The organism is Pacificimonas sp. ICDLI1SI03, assembly GCF_054740865.1.
On record NZ_JBSQAU010000001.1, the window covers coordinates 2,121,721 to 2,138,423 of the forward strand.

16 protein-coding genes are annotated in these 16,703 nt (G+C 61.9%); 13 read left to right on the forward strand and 3 right to left on the reverse strand.

Features of this window, described 5'->3' with window-relative positions; genetic code table 11:
• Nucleotides 1-35 precede the first annotated feature (35 nt).
• Nucleotides 36-1,670, forward strand: coding sequence for a thiamine pyrophosphate-dependent enzyme (locus ACSMXM_RS10285; protein WP_460315888.1), 1,635 nt, complete (start codon nucleotides 36-38; stop codon nucleotides 1,668-1,670).
• Here the strand turns inward: ACSMXM_RS10285 and ACSMXM_RS10290 are convergent, their stop codons facing one another.
• The gene (locus ACSMXM_RS10290; RefSeq protein ID WP_460315889.1) at nucleotides 1,671-2,297 is read right to left on the reverse strand and encodes a hypothetical protein; all 627 of its coding nucleotides are present in this window, start codon (nucleotides 2,295-2,297) and stop codon (nucleotides 1,671-1,673) included.
• Between the two features lie 79 nt (nucleotides 2,298-2,376).
• Here ACSMXM_RS10290 and ispH point away from each other — a divergent pair, with 79 nt between their 5' ends.
• The 4 genes from ispH (at nucleotide 2,377) to ACSMXM_RS10310 (ending at nucleotide 5,740) form a co-directional block, all read left to right on the forward strand.
• Nucleotides 2,377-3,345, forward strand: a complete 969-nt coding sequence (ispH, locus tag ACSMXM_RS10295; RefSeq protein ID WP_460315891.1) for a 4-hydroxy-3-methylbut-2-enyl diphosphate reductase — start codon at nucleotides 2,377-2,379, stop codon at nucleotides 3,343-3,345.
• Nucleotides 3,345-4,298, forward strand: coding sequence for a homoserine kinase (gene thrB / locus ACSMXM_RS10300; protein ID WP_460315892.1), 954 nt, complete (start codon nucleotides 3,345-3,347; stop codon nucleotides 4,296-4,298). The genes ispH and thrB overlap by 1 nt, the downstream gene beginning before the upstream one ends.
• Entirely contained in the window at nucleotides 4,295-4,750 is a 456-nt protein-coding gene (rnhA, locus tag ACSMXM_RS10305; RefSeq protein WP_460315894.1) for a ribonuclease HI, read from the forward strand. The genes thrB and rnhA overlap by 4 nt, the downstream gene beginning before the upstream one ends.
• 204 nt (nucleotides 4,751-4,954) lie before the next feature.
• Nucleotides 4,955-5,740 carry a PEP-CTERM sorting domain-containing protein gene (locus ACSMXM_RS10310; RefSeq protein WP_460315895.1) on the forward strand — a complete coding sequence of 262 codons (786 nt, stop codon included), beginning with the start codon at nucleotides 4,955-4,957 and terminating at the stop codon, nucleotides 5,738-5,740.
• Between the two features lie 24 nt (nucleotides 5,741-5,764).
• Here the strand turns inward: ACSMXM_RS10310 and ACSMXM_RS10315 are convergent, their stop codons facing one another.
• Complete coding sequence (locus ACSMXM_RS10315; protein ID WP_460316410.1) at nucleotides 5,765-6,865, reverse strand: NAD(P)/FAD-dependent oxidoreductase; 1,101 nt, start codon at nucleotides 6,863-6,865, stop codon at nucleotides 5,765-5,767.
• On the reverse strand, nucleotides 6,865-7,761 hold the full coding sequence (locus tag ACSMXM_RS10320; RefSeq protein WP_460315896.1) for an alpha/beta fold hydrolase: 897 nt from the start codon (nucleotides 7,759-7,761) through the stop codon (nucleotides 6,865-6,867). Before ACSMXM_RS10320 ends, ACSMXM_RS10315 begins: the two co-directional genes overlap by 1 nt.
• 86 nt (nucleotides 7,762-7,847) lie before the next feature.
• Here ACSMXM_RS10320 and ACSMXM_RS10325 point away from each other — a divergent pair, with 86 nt between their 5' ends.
• Genes ACSMXM_RS10325 through ACSMXM_RS10360 form a run of 8 tightly spaced genes read left to right on the forward strand, consistent with a single transcriptional unit; the run spans nucleotide 7,848 to nucleotide 16,629 of the window.
• Complete coding sequence (locus ACSMXM_RS10325; protein WP_460315899.1) at nucleotides 7,848-8,321, forward strand: A24 family peptidase; 474 nt, start codon at nucleotides 7,848-7,850, stop codon at nucleotides 8,319-8,321.
• Nucleotides 8,322-8,359: 38 nt separating this feature from the next.
• The gene (cpaB, locus tag ACSMXM_RS10330; protein WP_460315900.1) at nucleotides 8,360-9,523 is read left to right on the forward strand and encodes a Flp pilus assembly protein CpaB; all 1,164 of its coding nucleotides are present in this window, start codon (nucleotides 8,360-8,362) and stop codon (nucleotides 9,521-9,523) included.
• 2 nt (nucleotides 9,524-9,525) lie between these two features.
• On the forward strand, nucleotides 9,526-10,977 hold the full coding sequence (locus tag ACSMXM_RS10335) for a type II and III secretion system protein family protein (protein WP_460315901.1): 1,452 nt from the start codon (nucleotides 9,526-9,528) through the stop codon (nucleotides 10,975-10,977).
• Nucleotides 10,978-11,000: 23 nt separating this feature from the next.
• Complete coding sequence (locus ACSMXM_RS10340; protein ID WP_460315902.1) at nucleotides 11,001-11,636, forward strand: CpaD family pilus assembly lipoprotein; 636 nt, start codon at nucleotides 11,001-11,003, stop codon at nucleotides 11,634-11,636.
• A gap of 14 nt (nucleotides 11,637-11,650) precedes the next feature.
• A complete protein-coding gene (locus ACSMXM_RS10345) occupies nucleotides 11,651-12,919 on the forward strand; it encodes a pilus assembly protein CpaE (RefSeq protein WP_460315903.1) in 1,269 nt (422 codons plus the stop codon).
• Between the two features lie 15 nt (nucleotides 12,920-12,934).
• Nucleotides 12,935-14,641, forward strand: coding sequence for a CpaF family protein (locus tag ACSMXM_RS10350; RefSeq protein WP_460315904.1), 1,707 nt, complete (start codon nucleotides 12,935-12,937; stop codon nucleotides 14,639-14,641).
• Nucleotides 14,638-15,615, forward strand: a complete 978-nt coding sequence (locus ACSMXM_RS10355) for a type II secretion system F family protein (protein WP_460315906.1) — start codon at nucleotides 14,638-14,640, stop codon at nucleotides 15,613-15,615. The genes ACSMXM_RS10350 and ACSMXM_RS10355 overlap by 4 nt, the downstream gene beginning before the upstream one ends.
• An 18-nt stretch (nucleotides 15,616-15,633) precedes the next feature.
• The gene (locus tag ACSMXM_RS10360) at nucleotides 15,634-16,629 is read left to right on the forward strand and encodes a type II secretion system F family protein (RefSeq protein WP_460315907.1); all 996 of its coding nucleotides are present in this window, start codon (nucleotides 15,634-15,636) and stop codon (nucleotides 16,627-16,629) included.
• Nucleotides 16,630-16,703 lie beyond the last annotated feature (74 nt).

The window sequence follows — 16,703 nt, forward strand, 5'->3', positions numbered from 1 at the left end:
GCAAACCCCGCCCCCTCGCCTACAGGAACCCCGCCATGCCGACCGTCGCCGAAACCATCGTCAGCGCCCTTCTGGTTGAAAAGACCAGCCATGTCTTTTGCGTGCCGGGCGAATCCTATCTGGCCGTCCTCGATGCGTTGTACGACGCCAGGGAACAGATCGACCTGATCACCTGCCGCCACGAGGCCGCAGCCGCGAATATGGCGGACGCCTATGGCAAGCTGACGGGACGCGCGGGCGTCTGCATGGTCACGCGCGGCCCCGGCGCCACGCATGCCAGCATCGGCATCCACACTGCCTTTCAGGATTCAACGCCGCTGGTCATGTTCGTCGGCGACGTCGGCACGGACATGGTGGGGCGCGAAGCGTTTCAGGAAATCGACTATTCGCGGTACTTCGGCGCCTTTGCAAAGGCGGTGATGCCGCTCGACCGGCCAGAGCGCGCGCCCGAAGTGCTGGCACGGGCCTTCGCACTGGCAGTGTCGGGCAGGCCGGGTCCGGTGGTGGTCACCCTGCCGGAGGATCTCCTCCTGAAAGAGGCGCCGAAGGCGGTTCAGATCGCCGCCCGCCCCGCAATGTCCGCCCCCTCCCCTGCCGACGTGGAAAGTCTGGCCGCCCTCCTGGCCGACGCCGAGCGGCCGATATTGTGGCTTGGCGGCCCGGGCTGGCGGGAGGAGGATTGTGAGAATGTGCGCCAGTTCGCAGAAGCGGCGCACATTCCCGTCATTACCTCGTGGCGGCGAAAGGACCGGTTCGACAACCTCGACCCGCATTATGCCGGAGAGCTAGGGCTCGGCGCGAACCCGAAGCTGGTGGAGCGGGTCGAATCGTCCGATCTGATCGTGGCGCTGGGCACGCGCCTGGGTGAGGTGACCAGCCTAGGCTACACCCTGCCAGCGACGCCGGTGCCTGCGCAAAGGCTCGTTCATATCCACCCGGACGCCGATACGCTGAGCAATGTCCGCCGCCCGGCGCTCGCCATGCAATCGTCGATCGGTCCGGCCTGCGCCGCACTGGCGGAGATAGGGCGCAGGGGGGCTGGTGGCCGGGGGATGGACTGGTGCAGCGGCGCACGGGCAGATTACGAGGCTTGGACACAGGCCACGGCTGTTCAATCCGGCGTGAACATGGCGGCAGTCATCCAAACGCTGTCGCGCAAACTGCCCGCCGCCACGGCCTATGCGAACGGCGCCGGTAATTTCGCCTCATGGCTGCACCGGTTTCATCATCATCGCCAACTCGGCACCCAGCTGGCGCCCACATCAGGCGCGATGGGATATGGCGTTCCGGCAGCGATCGCCGCCGCCCTGATCCGGGCTACGCGCACCGTCTGCGTAGCGGGGGACGGCGACTTCCTGATGTCGGGCAGCGAGCTGGCGACCGCCGCGCGTTACGGGGCAAATGTGCTTTTCATCGTCGTCGACAATGCGCAGTTCGGTACCATCCGCATGCACCAAGAACGCGATTTCACCGGCCGCCAGTCGGGGACCGCGCTGACCAATCCCGACTTTGCGGCCTATGCGGAGAGCTTTGGCGTGAAAGGGTGGACGGTGACGGAAACCGAAGGGTTCGACGCTGCCCTGACCGAAGCGCTGGCGCAGGATGGCCCCGCCCTCATTTGCTGCCGTACCGATCCCGACGAGATTTCCCCGGGCCGGCGGCTGAACTGATCATTTGGCGACGTTATAGGCCAGTGCGCGCTCATCCAGATTGAAGCCGACAAGAAGTTCGAAACTTGCGTCGCGCACCGCGTCGCGGACTTCGGGTCGGCTGAGCGGGTCGACGGCGGCGTCGGGGTCGCCCGGTTCGCGGCGTTTGTCGATTTCCTGGTTGATCGCCTCGGGCAATGTGGCCGCCGCCTCGGAAATATCGCCGCGCGCCGTCGCGCTGGTTTGCGCGCGCTGCGCACCGGCGGGGAACGTCACGGCGACGCTGCCGACTTCCTTCGACACGATCTGATCGCCGGCACGCATGACAGCGCTGAACACGGGCAGCGTTACCGTACGCTCTTCATCCGCGATCGTGCGCGTCGCCAGGACGTCATAGCTTGCCTGGCTGATGATGCGCCCATTTTCGGAATAGCATTGCGCCCGCAAATTGGTGATGGTCGCGGTGACGTCGATGGCGCTGGCATCCCTGCTGTCCTCTGGCGAGAAGAGCGTCGTATCGCCGGTATAGCCCAATATGCCAACCGCCGGACAGGCGCTGCGCGCCACCTGTAGCGGGTTCGGATTACACCCGCCGATGGCGAGCGCGCCGAGGAGGGCGGCGGGTATCAAAAGACGCTGCATGCGCATAAAACCGGCTTTCACTGTCGTCGAGGATATCCGACGCTATAGGAAGCGCCTTTCGGAGCGGCAAGAAAACCCTTACCTGATGACCATGCCTGTTACGTCCCCCGAACCCAAAGCCCCCCTGAAGATCCTTGTTGCCAATCCGCGCGGCTTTTGCGCCGGCGTCGACCGGGCCATTCAGATAGTGGAAACCGCGCTGCGTAAATATGGCGCCCCGGTCTATGTGCGGCACGAGATCGTCCATAATAAGTTCGTCGTCGATTCGCTGCGCGAGAAGGGCGCGGTGTTTGTCGAAAATCTGGATCAGGTGCCGGACGGCGTCCCGGTCATATTCTCCGCACATGGCGTTCCGAAGTCCGTGCCGGCAGAGGCGGAACGGCGTCAATTATTATATGTCGACGCCACCTGTCCGCTGGTGTCGAAGGTCCACAGGCAAGCAGAACGCCTGATCGCGAGCGGTCGTCACATCCTGTTCATCGGCCATGCAGGCCATCCGGAAGTTATCGGCACCTTTGGCCAGGTGCCGGACGGAATGATGACGCTGATCCAAACGGTGGAAGATGTGCAACGCGTGCAGGTCGCGGATCCAGACAACCTTGCCTTCCTGACGCAAACCACCCTTTCCGTCGACGATACGGCGGAAATGGTCAGCAAGCTACAGGAACGCTTCCCCAATATACAGGCGCCGCGGGGGGAGGATATTTGCTACGCGACATCGAACCGGCAAGAGGCGGTGAAGGCGATGGCGGCGCGTTGCGATGTCGTTTTCGTCATCGGCGCCCCCAACTCCTCAAATTCGCTGAGATTGGTCGAAGTGGCGGAACGCTGCGGCGCCCGCGCGGCATTGCTGCAACGCGCGGAACTGCTGGACGAGGCAATGCTGGACGGTGCGCAAACCATCGGCGTTACTGCCGGGGCTTCAGCGCCCGAGATTCTGGTGCAGGAGCTGATCGACCGCCTGTCGCAAGGACGCGACGTCGAACTGGAAACGATCACCACGGCAGAAGAGAACGTCGTTTTCAAAATGCCACGAATGCTTTCAGCAGCCTGATGGCGGTTTATACGAAGGTTTCGTCGGAGGCACTTGCCGCATTTCTAACGCGGTACGATGTTGGCCATCTGGTCAGCGCAAAGGGCATCGCCGAGGGCGTCGAGAATTCGAACTATCTGGTGGAAACCACCGGCTCCGACGGGCGCGGCGCGCGCTTCATCCTGACCCTTTACGAAAAGCGCGTGGAGCTTGCCGATCTGCCGTTTTTCCTGGGCCTGACGTCTCATCTGGCTGACAAGGGGCTGCCCGTGCCCGCCCCCATCACGGACAAGGACGGTACCGCGCTGCAGAGGCTGGAGGGGCGGCCCGCCTGTCTGATCGAATTTCTGCCGGGGGTTTCCGTCACCGATGTAACCCCCGCCCTTGCAAAGCGGGCGGGAGCGGCGCTGGCGGAATTGCACCTCGGTGCGGCAGATTTTACCGGGACACGACCGAATAGCCTGTCTCTGGCCGGATGGGAGGATCTTGCTGCGGCATGCGCTGGACATTTGCAGGAAATCGATCCCTCCCTGCCCGCTCTCGTCGAGGACGAACTCAAATGGCAACGGTCACACCGGCCGGACGACATTCCTGTCGGCATTGTCCATGCCGACCTCTTTCCCGACAATGTCCTGGTGCTTGAGGGAGAGATCAGCGGGCTGATCGACTTCTATTTCGCCTGTACGGACAGGCTGGCATATGATCTGGCGGTCACCCATGCCTCTTGGGCTTTCGACGACGAGGGGGGATGGCGCGGTGAAGACGTGTCGACCGCCCTTCTCGACGGCTATCGGCAGCATCGTGCCTTGTCAGAGGCGGAGGAGGCCGCGTTTACCGGGCTCGCGCGGGGCGCCGCGCTGCGTTTTCTGCTGACCCGCGCCTATGACTGGATCAATACGCCGCCGGATGCGATGGTCACGCGCAAGGATCCAATGGCCTTTGCGAGCAGGCTAATCCATTATCGGTCCGCATGAGCGCGATCGTCGAAATCTTCACCGACGGCGCATGCAAGGGCAATCCCGGCCCGGGCGGCTGGGGCGCTCTTCTTCGCATGGGGGAGCGGGAGCGGGAACTATACGGGTACGAGGCGGAAACCACCAACAACCGCATGGAATTGATGGCCGCGATCGAGGCGCTGAAGGCGCTGAAGCGGCCTTGCACCGTGCGCCTGACCACCGACAGCGTCTATGTTCGCGACGGCATAACGAAATGGGTCGCGGGCTGGCAGCGCAACGGCTGGAAGACAGCGGCGAAAAAGCCGGTGAAAAATGCCGATCTGTGGCAAGCTCTGATTGCGGCGGCGGACCGCCACGATGTCGACTGGCGCTGGGTCAAGGGCCACGCTGGCCACGCTGAAAATGAGCGGGCGGATCAATTGGCCAATCGCGCCATCGAGGAGGCGCGCGCTCTGGCCGCGGCTGGTTGATGCCCCCGCTTTATTCATGTCGTAATTATTAACCTTTTCAGGTAAGGTTCAAGTCGAACAGGCGGCGACTCCAGTGTCGGAGAGTCGGAAAACTTTACAAGTTTGATTTCCTCCGTTTCGTTTTTGAAACGAAATCAATATGGTGGCAATTTGGTACGGTCCTTGCTTTGTGTTCCTTCAGGTAAGCAAACAGGAATTCCACAGATGACAATCCGAACAGACCTTCTGAAGCTGGCGGCTGCCACGATGGCGCTGGGGCTTGCAGGGACTGCCAATGCGGCGCCGCTTAGCGTCAATCTGGAAAATCAGAACGGCACAGAAGGCTGGGGCTACGGAAACGCCCGTCTGTATCAGGTTATGGACGGGAATGGCCGCACCGTAAATGTGCGCGCGACTGCCTTCGCCTATTCCGGCACCAATTATGATTCGGGCTATAAACAAAGCGCGCAGCTGAACGAATATAGCGGCGGCCTTGGCGTCTCCAATCGCGGCGAGGGCACCAATGCCGGATCGCCCATGCATACGATGGACAATGGTTATTCGACCGACTTCATCATGCTGCAATTCGACCAGCTTGTGCGCCCCGATGAAGTCGGGCTGACGGCCTATTATCAGGAAGGCCAGATCGACGCCGACGTTTCCGTGGCCGTTGGCCGCGTGGATACGGGGTTCGACAGCTATATCGATCCCACCACCCAGTTTAACACGCTGTCGACATATCTGGACGTTCAGACCGATTTCTGGACGGGGTCTCTCTATGATGGACAGTTCGTCAGCGCCGATAATTTCGATTTTGGTTCCACTTACGGTAATGTCGTCATGATCGCGGGCGATCTGGGCGCGGCAGGCAGCCCCTTTGACAGCCTGAAAATCAAATTCATCAATCTGGATGTTTTTGAAGGCGAGGTGCCGGAGCCTGCAGCTCTTGGTTTGCTGGGCCTCGGTCTGTTGGGACTGGCCGGAATTCGCCGCCGCCGCAGCGCGAAATAAAAACGCGCATACCCGGATAACGGGCTAACGAAAACGACCCGGTGCATAGCGCGCCGGGTCCACGCCCGACGCTATATCCGTGCCCAAAGCGATCGCCGCAGCCATTTCAGAGGCTGCAGGCGCAGTCTGGATACCGAAGCCGCCCTGTCCGGCGCACCAGAAAAAGCCCTGTGCCGCCGGATCCTCGCCATATACCGGCAAGCGATCAGGCGCGAAGCTCCTCAGGCCCGCCCACCGGCGCACTATGCGTTTGACCCGTGCGAGACTGGCGCGTTCGAACCGGTCGATCGCGGTCGCGATCGCCAGTTCGTCCGGCTGCGCATCGCTGGGCTGGTCTGGAACCTCGTCATGCGGCGTGATCCATAAATGGCCTGATTCGGCCTTGAAATAGAGTTCGCCGTCCGCGTCGACGGTCAGGGGCCAGTCTGGATCGATCGGCCGGTCTATTTCCACCGCAAGCATGGTCCGCCGCAGCGGCGCTATCCCGATTGGCGACACACCCGCCCGGCGCGCCACCTCGTCCGCCCACGCGCCCGCCGCATTTATGATCAGGCGCGCTGTCACTGGCGCCGAGCCGGTTTGTACCGTCCACGAGTTCCCCACACGCTGCGCCGACTGCATCGGAGACGCGGCCAGCAGGCGCGCGCCGCGCTTCTTCGCTCCGGAAAGATAAGCTGCATGCAGCGCCGCAACGTCCAAATCGCAGCATTCAGGGTCCCATGCGGAATGCCGACTCCACGACGGCACGAGCAGCGGCATTCGTGCGTGCGTCTCGGCGGCACCAAGTCGTTCTATATGAACGCCCGTTCCGGCGAACTGCCGCATCAGCACCTCCACAGCCTCGCTACCCGGCCGGGCGACATGCAGCGCACCTCGCTCGCGAATCAGCGGTACCTGCGTGAAACCTGCGGGAGGAGCGTGAAAGAATGCCTTGGAAGCGGTGGTCAGGGGTTGAACACCGGGGCCGCCATAGGTTTCAGCGAAAAACGCCGCCGAGCGCCCGGTCGCATGCATGCCCGGATGATCCTCACTTTCGAGGATAATTACCCGACCGTGCGGCGCGAGGTGCCAGGCAAGACTGGCGCCTGCGATGCCGGCCCCCACGATCAGATAGTCGCAATCCATCACGACAGAAAATCGTCCACGGCGGTCCACACCTGCTGCTGTATCTTGTCCGATTCCAGCTGCAGTTCATGCCGTCCGCCGGTGATGATGTGCAGCTTTGCATGGGGCAGGCGCCGGACCGCCTTTCGAATGGCAGCGGGATCGACGATTCGCTCATCGCTGCCAAGCAGGATCAATATGGGCGTATCCACAGCCTCCAGCACGCCGGGACGGGTAAGCGCGACCATCGAACGATAGGCCCCATAGAGCCAGCCCCAGCTGGCCCCGCCCGCCGCAAGGCCGGATTCAGCCTCTATGAAGCTGAACCCCTCATCGAAGCGCGTCCGGTCGGTAGTCAAACGATCGCAGCGCGCCTGCGACCGATAGACGGGGCCATATTCGGGCTGCCCGGGCGGGCGGCCACGCGCATTCCCCACCATTGTCTGCGCCCCTGCCACCATCCCCATCAGCCATGATGGCAGCGGCGCGGCAATCCCCAGCATGGGCGCGAACAGAATCGCGCTATCCGTCGCTGCCCGCAGGTCGGCGTCCTCCGCCAGCACGCGCAGCATCATGTGCGCGCCCATGGAATGTGCCATCAGGATCAATGGCGCCGGATGCAGCGCCGCGACATCCTTGGCGATCAACCTGAAATCGCCCGCCATCATCTGAAACAGACGATCGTCACGGACCGACCCCCGCGCGGAGAGGCCCTGATCACGCCAATCGAGCGCGGTCAGGCCGTACCCTGCCCCAAGCAGACGGTGATAGGTTTCCGAGTGCCGTTCGATGAAATCGCGCTTGCCGCCCGCAAAGAGTATGTGCCCCTTGGCGGTGGGCGGGTCCGGCCAGCCAACCGTACGCAGGCGCGCACCATCCGCCGCCTCATATATCCGCGTCACACCGCCGTCCGGCATACGGATTCGCCTGTCGAGTGAGGGGTGGGGAATCATTAGGCGGGCATGGTTACGGCTTTTTCAACCTTCGCGTCTATCCCCGCCGCATGCAGACTTTCGTCTATTGGGGCGCCCTGGCGGCACTGATGATTCTTCTGGGCTGGACCGTTTTCAGCGACCTGAAGGCGCGGCGCATTCCCAACTGGCTGAATGCCGCCGTCGCAATCCTCGCCTTTGCTTATTGGGGCGCACAAGACGTGCCCTTTTGGAAGGCGATGGGCGTCCAGATTGCACTCGCCGCCGGAGTGGCAGTAATCTTCGGGTTATTGTGGCTTCGCGGCTGGATGGGCGGCGGAGATTTGAAGCTACAGATTGCGCTGGCGCTCTGGCTTCCCTTTATTCCGCTGATGGAAATGCTGGTCTGGATTTCCATCGCGGGATTGTTCGTCACACTGATCGGATGGGCCGAGCATCGGTTGCGCCGTCGCCCGGGCCGCGTCCGCATTCCCTATGGCGTCGCCATCGCCGTTGGGGCCGCAATTGTTCTTGGCGAACCGATTATTAACCGATTCTCTGCATAACGCCCCATGCGTACCTATAGATCAGGGGCATCGGGGTCATGGATATAAAGAAGGTCATCCTGCTCGTCGGAGCATTGCTGGTCGCGGGAATATCGGCATTTGCAGTGCGCGCACTGCTGGGGTCGCCGAATCAGACCGCGTCCGCTGCACCCGTGATGCAGGTTGCCGAGCCCAAAGGACCGAAGGTTCTCGTTGCGCAAGAGGTGCTGCCGCTCGGCACGATCATCACGGCAGAGCATTTCAGCTACCAGCCCTGGCCCGCCGACATGGTGCAGGGTGCCTATTTTACCGATGAGAATGGCGGCGCGGAAAGCTTGGTCGGCAAGGTCGTCCGACTTTCGATCCCGGCCGGGCAGCCGATCACGAAACGTGCCGTCGTCGGCCCCGGCGAGCGGGGCTTCCTGGCCGCAGCGCTGCAGCCGGGTCAACGGGCCGTCACCGTGCCGCTGAATACTATATCCGGCGTGGCGGGCTTTATCTTCCCGGGCGACCGTGTCGACGTGCTGCTGAACGGCAAGGTCGACGTGAGGGACGAAAATGGCGACATCGCCTACAGTTATAATGTCACGGAAACGATCGTCCGCAACGTTCGCGTCCTGGCGATCGATCAGCGGCTGGATGATAGCGGCCAGGCCGAAGCCCGCACCGGCAGCTCGATCACATTCGAAGTAATGCCCAAGATGGTCGAAAAGATCGCTGTCGCGCAGACGCTCGGATCGCTCAGCTTCTCCCTCCGCGCCATGGCCGACAGTCGGCAGCAGCTGGAGGAGGCCATCGCCCGGGGCGATATCGAAGTCGGCGACGATCAGACCAGTATGGAAGATGCCGCCATGGAACTGGCCGCGCTTCAATTGCCCGACGCGTCCTCCAGCACCTTTACCACCGGCGGTGAAGTTTCACGGTTCGCGGTAGGGTCCAACGGCCCTCCGGGATACACCGCCAAGAAGAAACCCGTCCTGCCGAATGGCGAGGAAGCGCCGCGCGTGCGCGTCACCCGCGGAATGAACGTTCAGAACGTCGTCGTCAGGGCGGCTGACGGATCGCAGGTCACGCTGCCTTCGACGCTTGTTTCGCAATTGGACGCGGCGGCGAATGCGAATTCGACCGACAGCGCGGGACGTCCCATTCCGGGGCCGCAGGTCGGCAATGGCAGCAATGAACGGGCGGATCCGCGTATGGCAACCGTCTTCGGGGGCGAATGATCATGGGGCATGGATTTTTCAAAGGCGCGCTACTGGCAGGTGCCGCGTTCGCCACGGTGCTGGGCTTTGCCGGCGCGCCGGAACAGGCGGCCGCACAAACCGCGCAGACGGTTCTGACCACACCCGACAGCGTTATCGAATTATCGCAGGGCAAGGGCACGCTGGTCACGCTGCCGCGGGCAATCAGCGACATTTTCGTCGTGAACCAGGGTGTCGCCGACGTGCAGATCAAATCGCAGCGGCAGGTCTACCTGTTCGCACGCGGGGCGGGTGAAACCAGCCTGTACGCGACCGACGACCAGGGACGGAATATCTATTCGGCGACCGTGCGCGTCAGCCGCAACATCGACCAGATACGCGAAATGCTGCGCCTCGCCATGCCCGGCTCCGAAATTCAGGTGCTGACGATGAACGGCATGACGCTGCTGACCGGCACCGTCGCAAGTCCCGAGGAAATCGGCGAAGCCACGCGCCTGATCGAGTCTTTCACCGGCGACACAGTGGTCGTCAACAAGCTGCAGGCAGCCGTCCCTGCGCAGGTCAACCTGCGCGTTCGTTTTGCAGAAGTCAGCCGCAACATCCTGAAGCAGTTGGGCGTCAGCTTTAGCGCGATCAACGATTCGTCCGACTTCCTGTTCGGCCTGACACGCGGCCGCCGCGGCTTTACCAACAGCGCCGGCGATTTCGTCGTCGGGCCGAACAGCCCCGGACGGCAGCTGAATGTCAGCGGCAGCGGCGCATCATCTTTCCTTGCAGGTGACCTTCTGGGTCTGGATTTCAACGCCACGATCGACGCCCTCGAAAATGATGGCCTGCTGACGCTCCTCGCTGAACCAAATTTGACGGCTTTGTCTGGGGAAACGGCCAGCTTCCTGGCGGGCGGCGAATTTCCGGTCGTCACCGTCAGCAATGACGGCACAAACGTCGAATTCAAACAATATGGCGTTTCGATCGCCTTCTCGCCCACCGTGCTCGCGGACAATCGCATATCCATGCGCGTTCGTCCTGAAGTTTCCGAACTGACGGACGCGGGATCGGTGCAGATCGACGGCGTGACTATTCCGGCGCTTTCGACCCGTCGGGCGGAGACCTCCGTCGAGCTGGGCTCGGGCCAGAGCTTCATGATCGGTGGCCTGACCCGCAACAGTTTTTCCACCTCCAGCGAGAAAGTGCCCTTCCTGGGCGACATTCCGATCCTGGGTGCCCTCTTCAAATCCGACAGCTTTCGCCGCAACGAAAGCGAGCTGATGATCATAATCACGCCGTATCTGGTGAAACCGGTGTCTGGGCGCATGGCTTTGCCGACGGATGGCCTGCGGGCGCCAAACGATGCCGAGCGCTTGCTGCTGGGCCGCACTTATGAGGAATCCAGCCGTATTCCCGCAGAAGCGACACAGCTTCCCCCCGATGGACCCGCCGCGCCCCCCGCCGCGCCCGGCTTTTCGATGCAGTGATGAAAAGGAACAGGAAAATGCGCATGACCCGCCTTCTCGCCCCCGCATCGATCACGCTTTTGGCGGCGTTTGTTTCGGCCTGCCAGACACCGGGCACCGCCTCTCCGGAGGTGGCATCCGTACACGTGCCGACGGTCACGCAGACCATCATGACCCTCGACATGGGTGTGCAGCCTGGCGGCGGATTTTCGACTGCCGAAATTGATCGCCTCAACCAATGGCTGGACAGCGTCGACGTCCGTTATGGTGACCGGATCAGCGTCGACGGCCCGACAGGCGCGGGAACTGAGGCCCGCCGCGCAACCATTGCAAGCATTCTCAGCATGCGGGGGCTGATGCTCAGCCGCTTCGCACCCCCGACGGTGCCCGCCATCGCGGCGGGAATGGAAAGGGTCGTCATTGTGCGGTCCGTCGCCAGCGTCCCTGAATGCCCTGACCATCGGCGTAAGTCGAATCCGGAATATGTGGGGTCAAAGACGTCCAATTATGGCTGCGCCTATTCCCAGAATCTGGCGGCGATGATTGCCGATCCGAACGACCTGGTCAGCGGCAAGCCCCATGCTGGCGTGACCGCCGAACGTGCCGTGAAGGCCGTCGAGGCGGCGCTGGCGAAGGCCACCCGCGACAGCGTCACGAGTTCCGTCGGCTCGGTCGAATAAGAAAGGGACATGATATGAACGCCCCGTTCAACCCCAATGCCGCGCCGACCCGCGAAGCCTTCACCGCGTTCGTTTGTGACGACGAGTTCGCCGCGACCATACGAAATGTCGTGCCCGAATTTGGCTGGCCCGTGGAAAAGGTAAACAAGGGCGGCCTGCACAACGCCGTTCAGACGCTTAGCGTTTCCGCATCACCGACCGTTCTGCTGGTCGACCTGTCGGATGCTTCCGACCCACTAAACGACATCAATTCCCTCGCTGAGGTGTGCGAGCCGGGAACCATCGTCATAGCGGCGGGCAAGCTTAACGACGTACATCTTTACCGCGACCTGATCGCAAGCGGCATTCAGGATTACCTTGTGAAGCCGGTGACGCCCGATGCCTTGCGGGAATGCTTCATACAGGCACAGTTGATCCTGCAAGGCCCCAAGCACGACGCCCATGCGTCGACAGAAGACAAGCCGCACATGAGCATCGGCGTTATCGGAACGCGCGGTGGTGTAGGTGCCTCCGTTGTCGCCACGTCGCTTGCGTGGCTTCTCGCGGACAAGGACCATCGGTCGACGGCTCTTCTGGATCTGGACGTGCAGTTTGGGACTGGCGCGCTCAGTTTTGATCTCGAGCCCGGCCGGGGACTCGTCGATGCCCTGGAAAATCCAAGCCGCATCGACGGGCTGTTCATCGAACGCGCCATGACGCGGGTCAATGACAAGCTGGCGGTGCTGTCTGCGGAAGCGCCGATCAATCAGCCGCTCTTGGCCGATGGCACTGCGCTCCACCAATTGCAGGAGGAACTGACCAGCGCTTTCGAAGCGACTGTCGTCGATATCCCGCGGCTGATGGCGGTGCAGAATCCACAGCTCGTTACCGACCTGAACCACATCATTATGGTTACGGAACAGTCGCTTGCCTCCACGCGCGACACCATCCGTCTGCTCGGCTTTATCCGCATGACGGCGCCGCAGGCGAAGGTCACGATCGTCGCCAACCGCGTGTCCACATCACCTCCTCCGGAAGTGGCGAAAAAGGATTTTGAAGCCTCCATCGAACGCAAGGTCGACATCATTCTGCCGCTTGATGTGAAGCAGGCGGTGGACGCGGCAAAGCAGGGCAAGGCGTTGGCGGCCATCTCCTCCGGCAAGCTGCAGAGCGGACTGCTTCAAATTCTCGCTGCGGTCTCTTCCAGCGTCGCCGAGGACGAGGGACGTGCCGATGGCTTCATGGGGAAGGTGCGGTCGCTCCTGCCTTCCAAGGGCGCGGCCAAGGCGAGCGGCAAAAAGTAGGGCAAGGACGTAACTATGTCCCCAGCAGGTTTCGGCAAACGCGCGGGCGCGCTGAAGAAGGCCTCTCCTGAAGGTTTCGGGCAAGCAGGGGCCGATTCTGGTCGCCGACCGCTCGTCAGTGTCCCGCCTGCGGCACCGGCAGCACCTGCCGCCGCTGCCCCGGCGGATGCCGCTCCACAGCGGGGCCGCAGCACGGAAAATTGCGTCTGGGACATCCACGCGCTGATCTCCCCCCAACTGGAAGATCTCTTCCCTCGCGAGCAAGCGAAGCAGACGGCGCGCGGCGAACTTGCCGCGCGGATGGAAGACCATATTCGCAGGATCGCAGGCAGCGAACGCCGGGAAATGGAAGATGCGGAGGTGCGGGACACTGTCACCGTGCTTCTGAACGAACTACTGAACAAGATTGGCGGGCTGGACACCCAGGTCGCCGCCAAGAAGACCGCCGCATCCGCCGCAAGCGACAAGTCGGTCATCGCCGCCAAGGCGCATATCCAGCCAATACTCATGGAAAGGATCGATGCCAGCGTCATCGCCGAGATGGAACGCGGCGAACTGGCAGAGCAGGTTTCCGAAGTTATTTCAGAAATCCTCGTTCAGGAGAAAATGAGCCTGAACACGCGCGAACAGCGCGATCTCGTCACGCTTCTCCTTAACGACATGCTCGGCCTCGGTCCGTTGGAGCCGCTGCTGAATGACGAAACCGTCACGGAAATCATGGTGAACGGGCCCAAGACCGTCTACATCGAAAAGGCAGGCAAGCTGACCCTGTCGGGCGTCGAGTTTCGCGACGACTCGCACCTCCTGAATATCGCCCAACGTATCGTCAGCGCCGTCGGTCGCCGTGTCGACGAAACCAGTCCCATATGCGACGCCCGCCTGCTCGACGGCAGCCGCGTCAACGTCGTTATCCCGCCTCTTGCGATCGACGGCGCCTCCATATCGATTCGTAAGTTTTCCAAGGACAAGCTGACCTTGGAAAAAATGCTGGGATTCGGCTCGTTCAGCCCGGCGATGGCGAAATTCCTCAACATCGCTGGCCGCATCAAGCTGAATATCCTCATCTCCGGCGGCACCGGCTCCGGCAAGACAACGATGTTGAACGCGATCTCCCGCAATATCGACCCGGGCGAGCGGATCGTAACGATCGAGGACGCAGCCGAACTGCAACTCATGCAGCCTCACGTCGTCCGTCTCGAAACGCGCCCCGCCAACCTTGAGGGCAAGGGCGCCGTCAACATGCGCGACCTCGTCAAGAACGCACTCCGCATGCGACCGGACCGCATCATCCTGGGCGAGGTTCGCGGGCCGGAGGCATTCGATCTGCTGGCGGCGATGAACACCGGTCATGATGGATCGCTCGGCACGCTGCACGCCAACCGTCCGCGAGAGGCGATTACCCGGCTTGAAAACATGATCAACATGGCGGGCCTGAATCTGCCGCAAAAGGCGATACGTACCCAGATCGCCGACGCCCTGAATCTGGTCGTACAGATCAGCCGCATGCGCGACGGGGGCCGGCGCATCACTCACATTACCGAAGTCGTGGGCATGGAGGGTGACGTGATCACCATGCAGGATCTCTTCACCTATCAATACACAGGTGAAGACGATTCCGGTAAACTGGTGGGACAGTTCAACTCCACGGGCATGCGTCCGGCCTGCTATGAGCGGGCGGAATATTTCGGTCTTGGCCGCGTTTTGATGGAGTGCATCGGATGACCGGAGATCTTGTCTTTCTGGTGATCGCGGGGGGCGTGTTTTCAACCTTGGCGCTTCTGATCGTGCTGTTTTCCAATGACAAGACCGGACGCAAGGCAGCAACGCGCCTGGCCAAGGTTCGGGAGCGTCATTCCAGCTCAAAGAACGTCATTGCCGAAGCGCAGATGCGCAGGATCGTCGCCGCGCGCGACACGCGGCTGGACAGCGTCTTCTCAGGCTTCCTGCCGAACAAGGCGGAACTGAAGAAACGGCTTCAGCAGACCGGAAAAAGCTGGGGCGTCGGACAATATGTCGTTGCCACTCTGGGGATCGGCGTCGTTCTCACCTTGGCGCTGATTTCCGCAGGAATGCCCGTCATCATGGGCATCGCCGTGGGCGTTCTCATGGGGCTGGCCGTGCCACATGCGACGGTCGGCATCCTCATCAAGCGGCGACTGAAGGACTTCAATCACCGGTTCCCGGATGCGATAGAATTGCTGACTCGTGGCCTCCGCTCGGGCCTGCCGGTCGGGGAGTCGATCAGCGTCGTCGGGCAGGAAGTGCCGGGAACGGTAGGCCAGGAGTTTCGCAGCGTTTCCGACAAGGTGCGCATCGGCCGAACCATGGACCTCGCGCTACAGGAAACAGCCGACCGCATCGGTACGCCAGAATTCCAGTTTTTCGTCATTACCCTTGCGATTCAGCGTGAAACCGGCGGCAATCTTGCCGAAACGCTGTCGAACCTTGCCGACGTGCTGAGAAAACGCATGCAGATGAAGCTGAAGATCCGGGCTATGTCTTCGGAATCGAAGGCATCCGCTTATATCGTCGGGTCTCTGCCGTTCATTGTGTTCGCCATGATCTACACCCTCGATCCGGAATATCTCGGTGGCTTCTTTACCGATACGCGGCTGATGGTGATCGGCGCCGGCGCGTTCGTCTGGATGTCCATTGGCGCCTTCATCATGGCGCGCATGGTCAGCTTTGAAATCTAGGCCGGGGGTGACACGCTGATGGACAAGAATATGGACCTGGCGACCGAGCCCCTGCTTCTGGGGCTTACGGCGCTCGACATCGTCACGCTGCTGGTCGCCGTGGGCGCGCTCGCCATGTTCGCTGCCGTTTGGTCCGTGGCGACCGTTAAGGATCCGATGCGCGGTCGGGTAAAGGCCCTGCAGGACCGCCGGGAACAGTTGAAGGCGGGTATCACCGCGTCGCGCCCACGCGCGAAGATCGGCCGCTCTGCCGACGCAACCGACCAGATGCGGTCCGTACTTAAACGGCTGAAGGTCCTGCAGAACGATGCCGCCAAGGAAGCGGCAATACGACTGTCGCAGGCAGGCATCCGCTCAAAGGATGCCGTCGTCAAACTACTGTTCGCACGCCTTGTCGCCCCCTTCATTTTTGCCAGCGTCGCGGTCTTCCTGTTGTTCGGCCTGGGTGTGGGCGCCGACTATTCACAAATGACGAAGACGCTGGCGATCTGCGGATCGCTGTTCCTCGGCTATAAGGCGCCCGATATCTATCTGAAAAACCTCATCACGAAACGTACCGATGCAATTCGGAAGGGGCTTCCCGACGCGCTCGACCTTCTCGTTATCTGCGCGGAAGCGGGCCTGACGGTCGATGCCGCCTTCAATCGCGTTTCCCGCGAATTGGGAAGGGGCTTTCCAGAGCTTGCGGACGAATTTGCCCTTACCGCGATTGAGCTTGGCTTTCTTACCGACCGGCGCGAAGCCTATGAGAACCTTTCGCGGCGCGTGGATCTTGACGCGCTGCGCGGCGTCGTGACGACGCTGGTTCAGACCGAAAAATACGGCACGCCGCTCGCTTCGGCCCTCCGCGTTCTTTCCGCCGAATTTCGTAACGAACGGATGATGAAGGCAGAGGAGAAGGCAGCGCGACTGCCGGCGATCATGACAATCCCGTTGATCCTTTTCATCCTGCCCGTTCTCTTTGTGGTCATTCTGGGACCGGCCGCCTGTTCCATCGCGGATGCCCTCGTCTAAAGGGGCGCAATGGCGCCCGGCCAATTCCCGCCTGCTTCTACTCATAGGGTCCCGCTCTTGAGGCTTATCGTCAT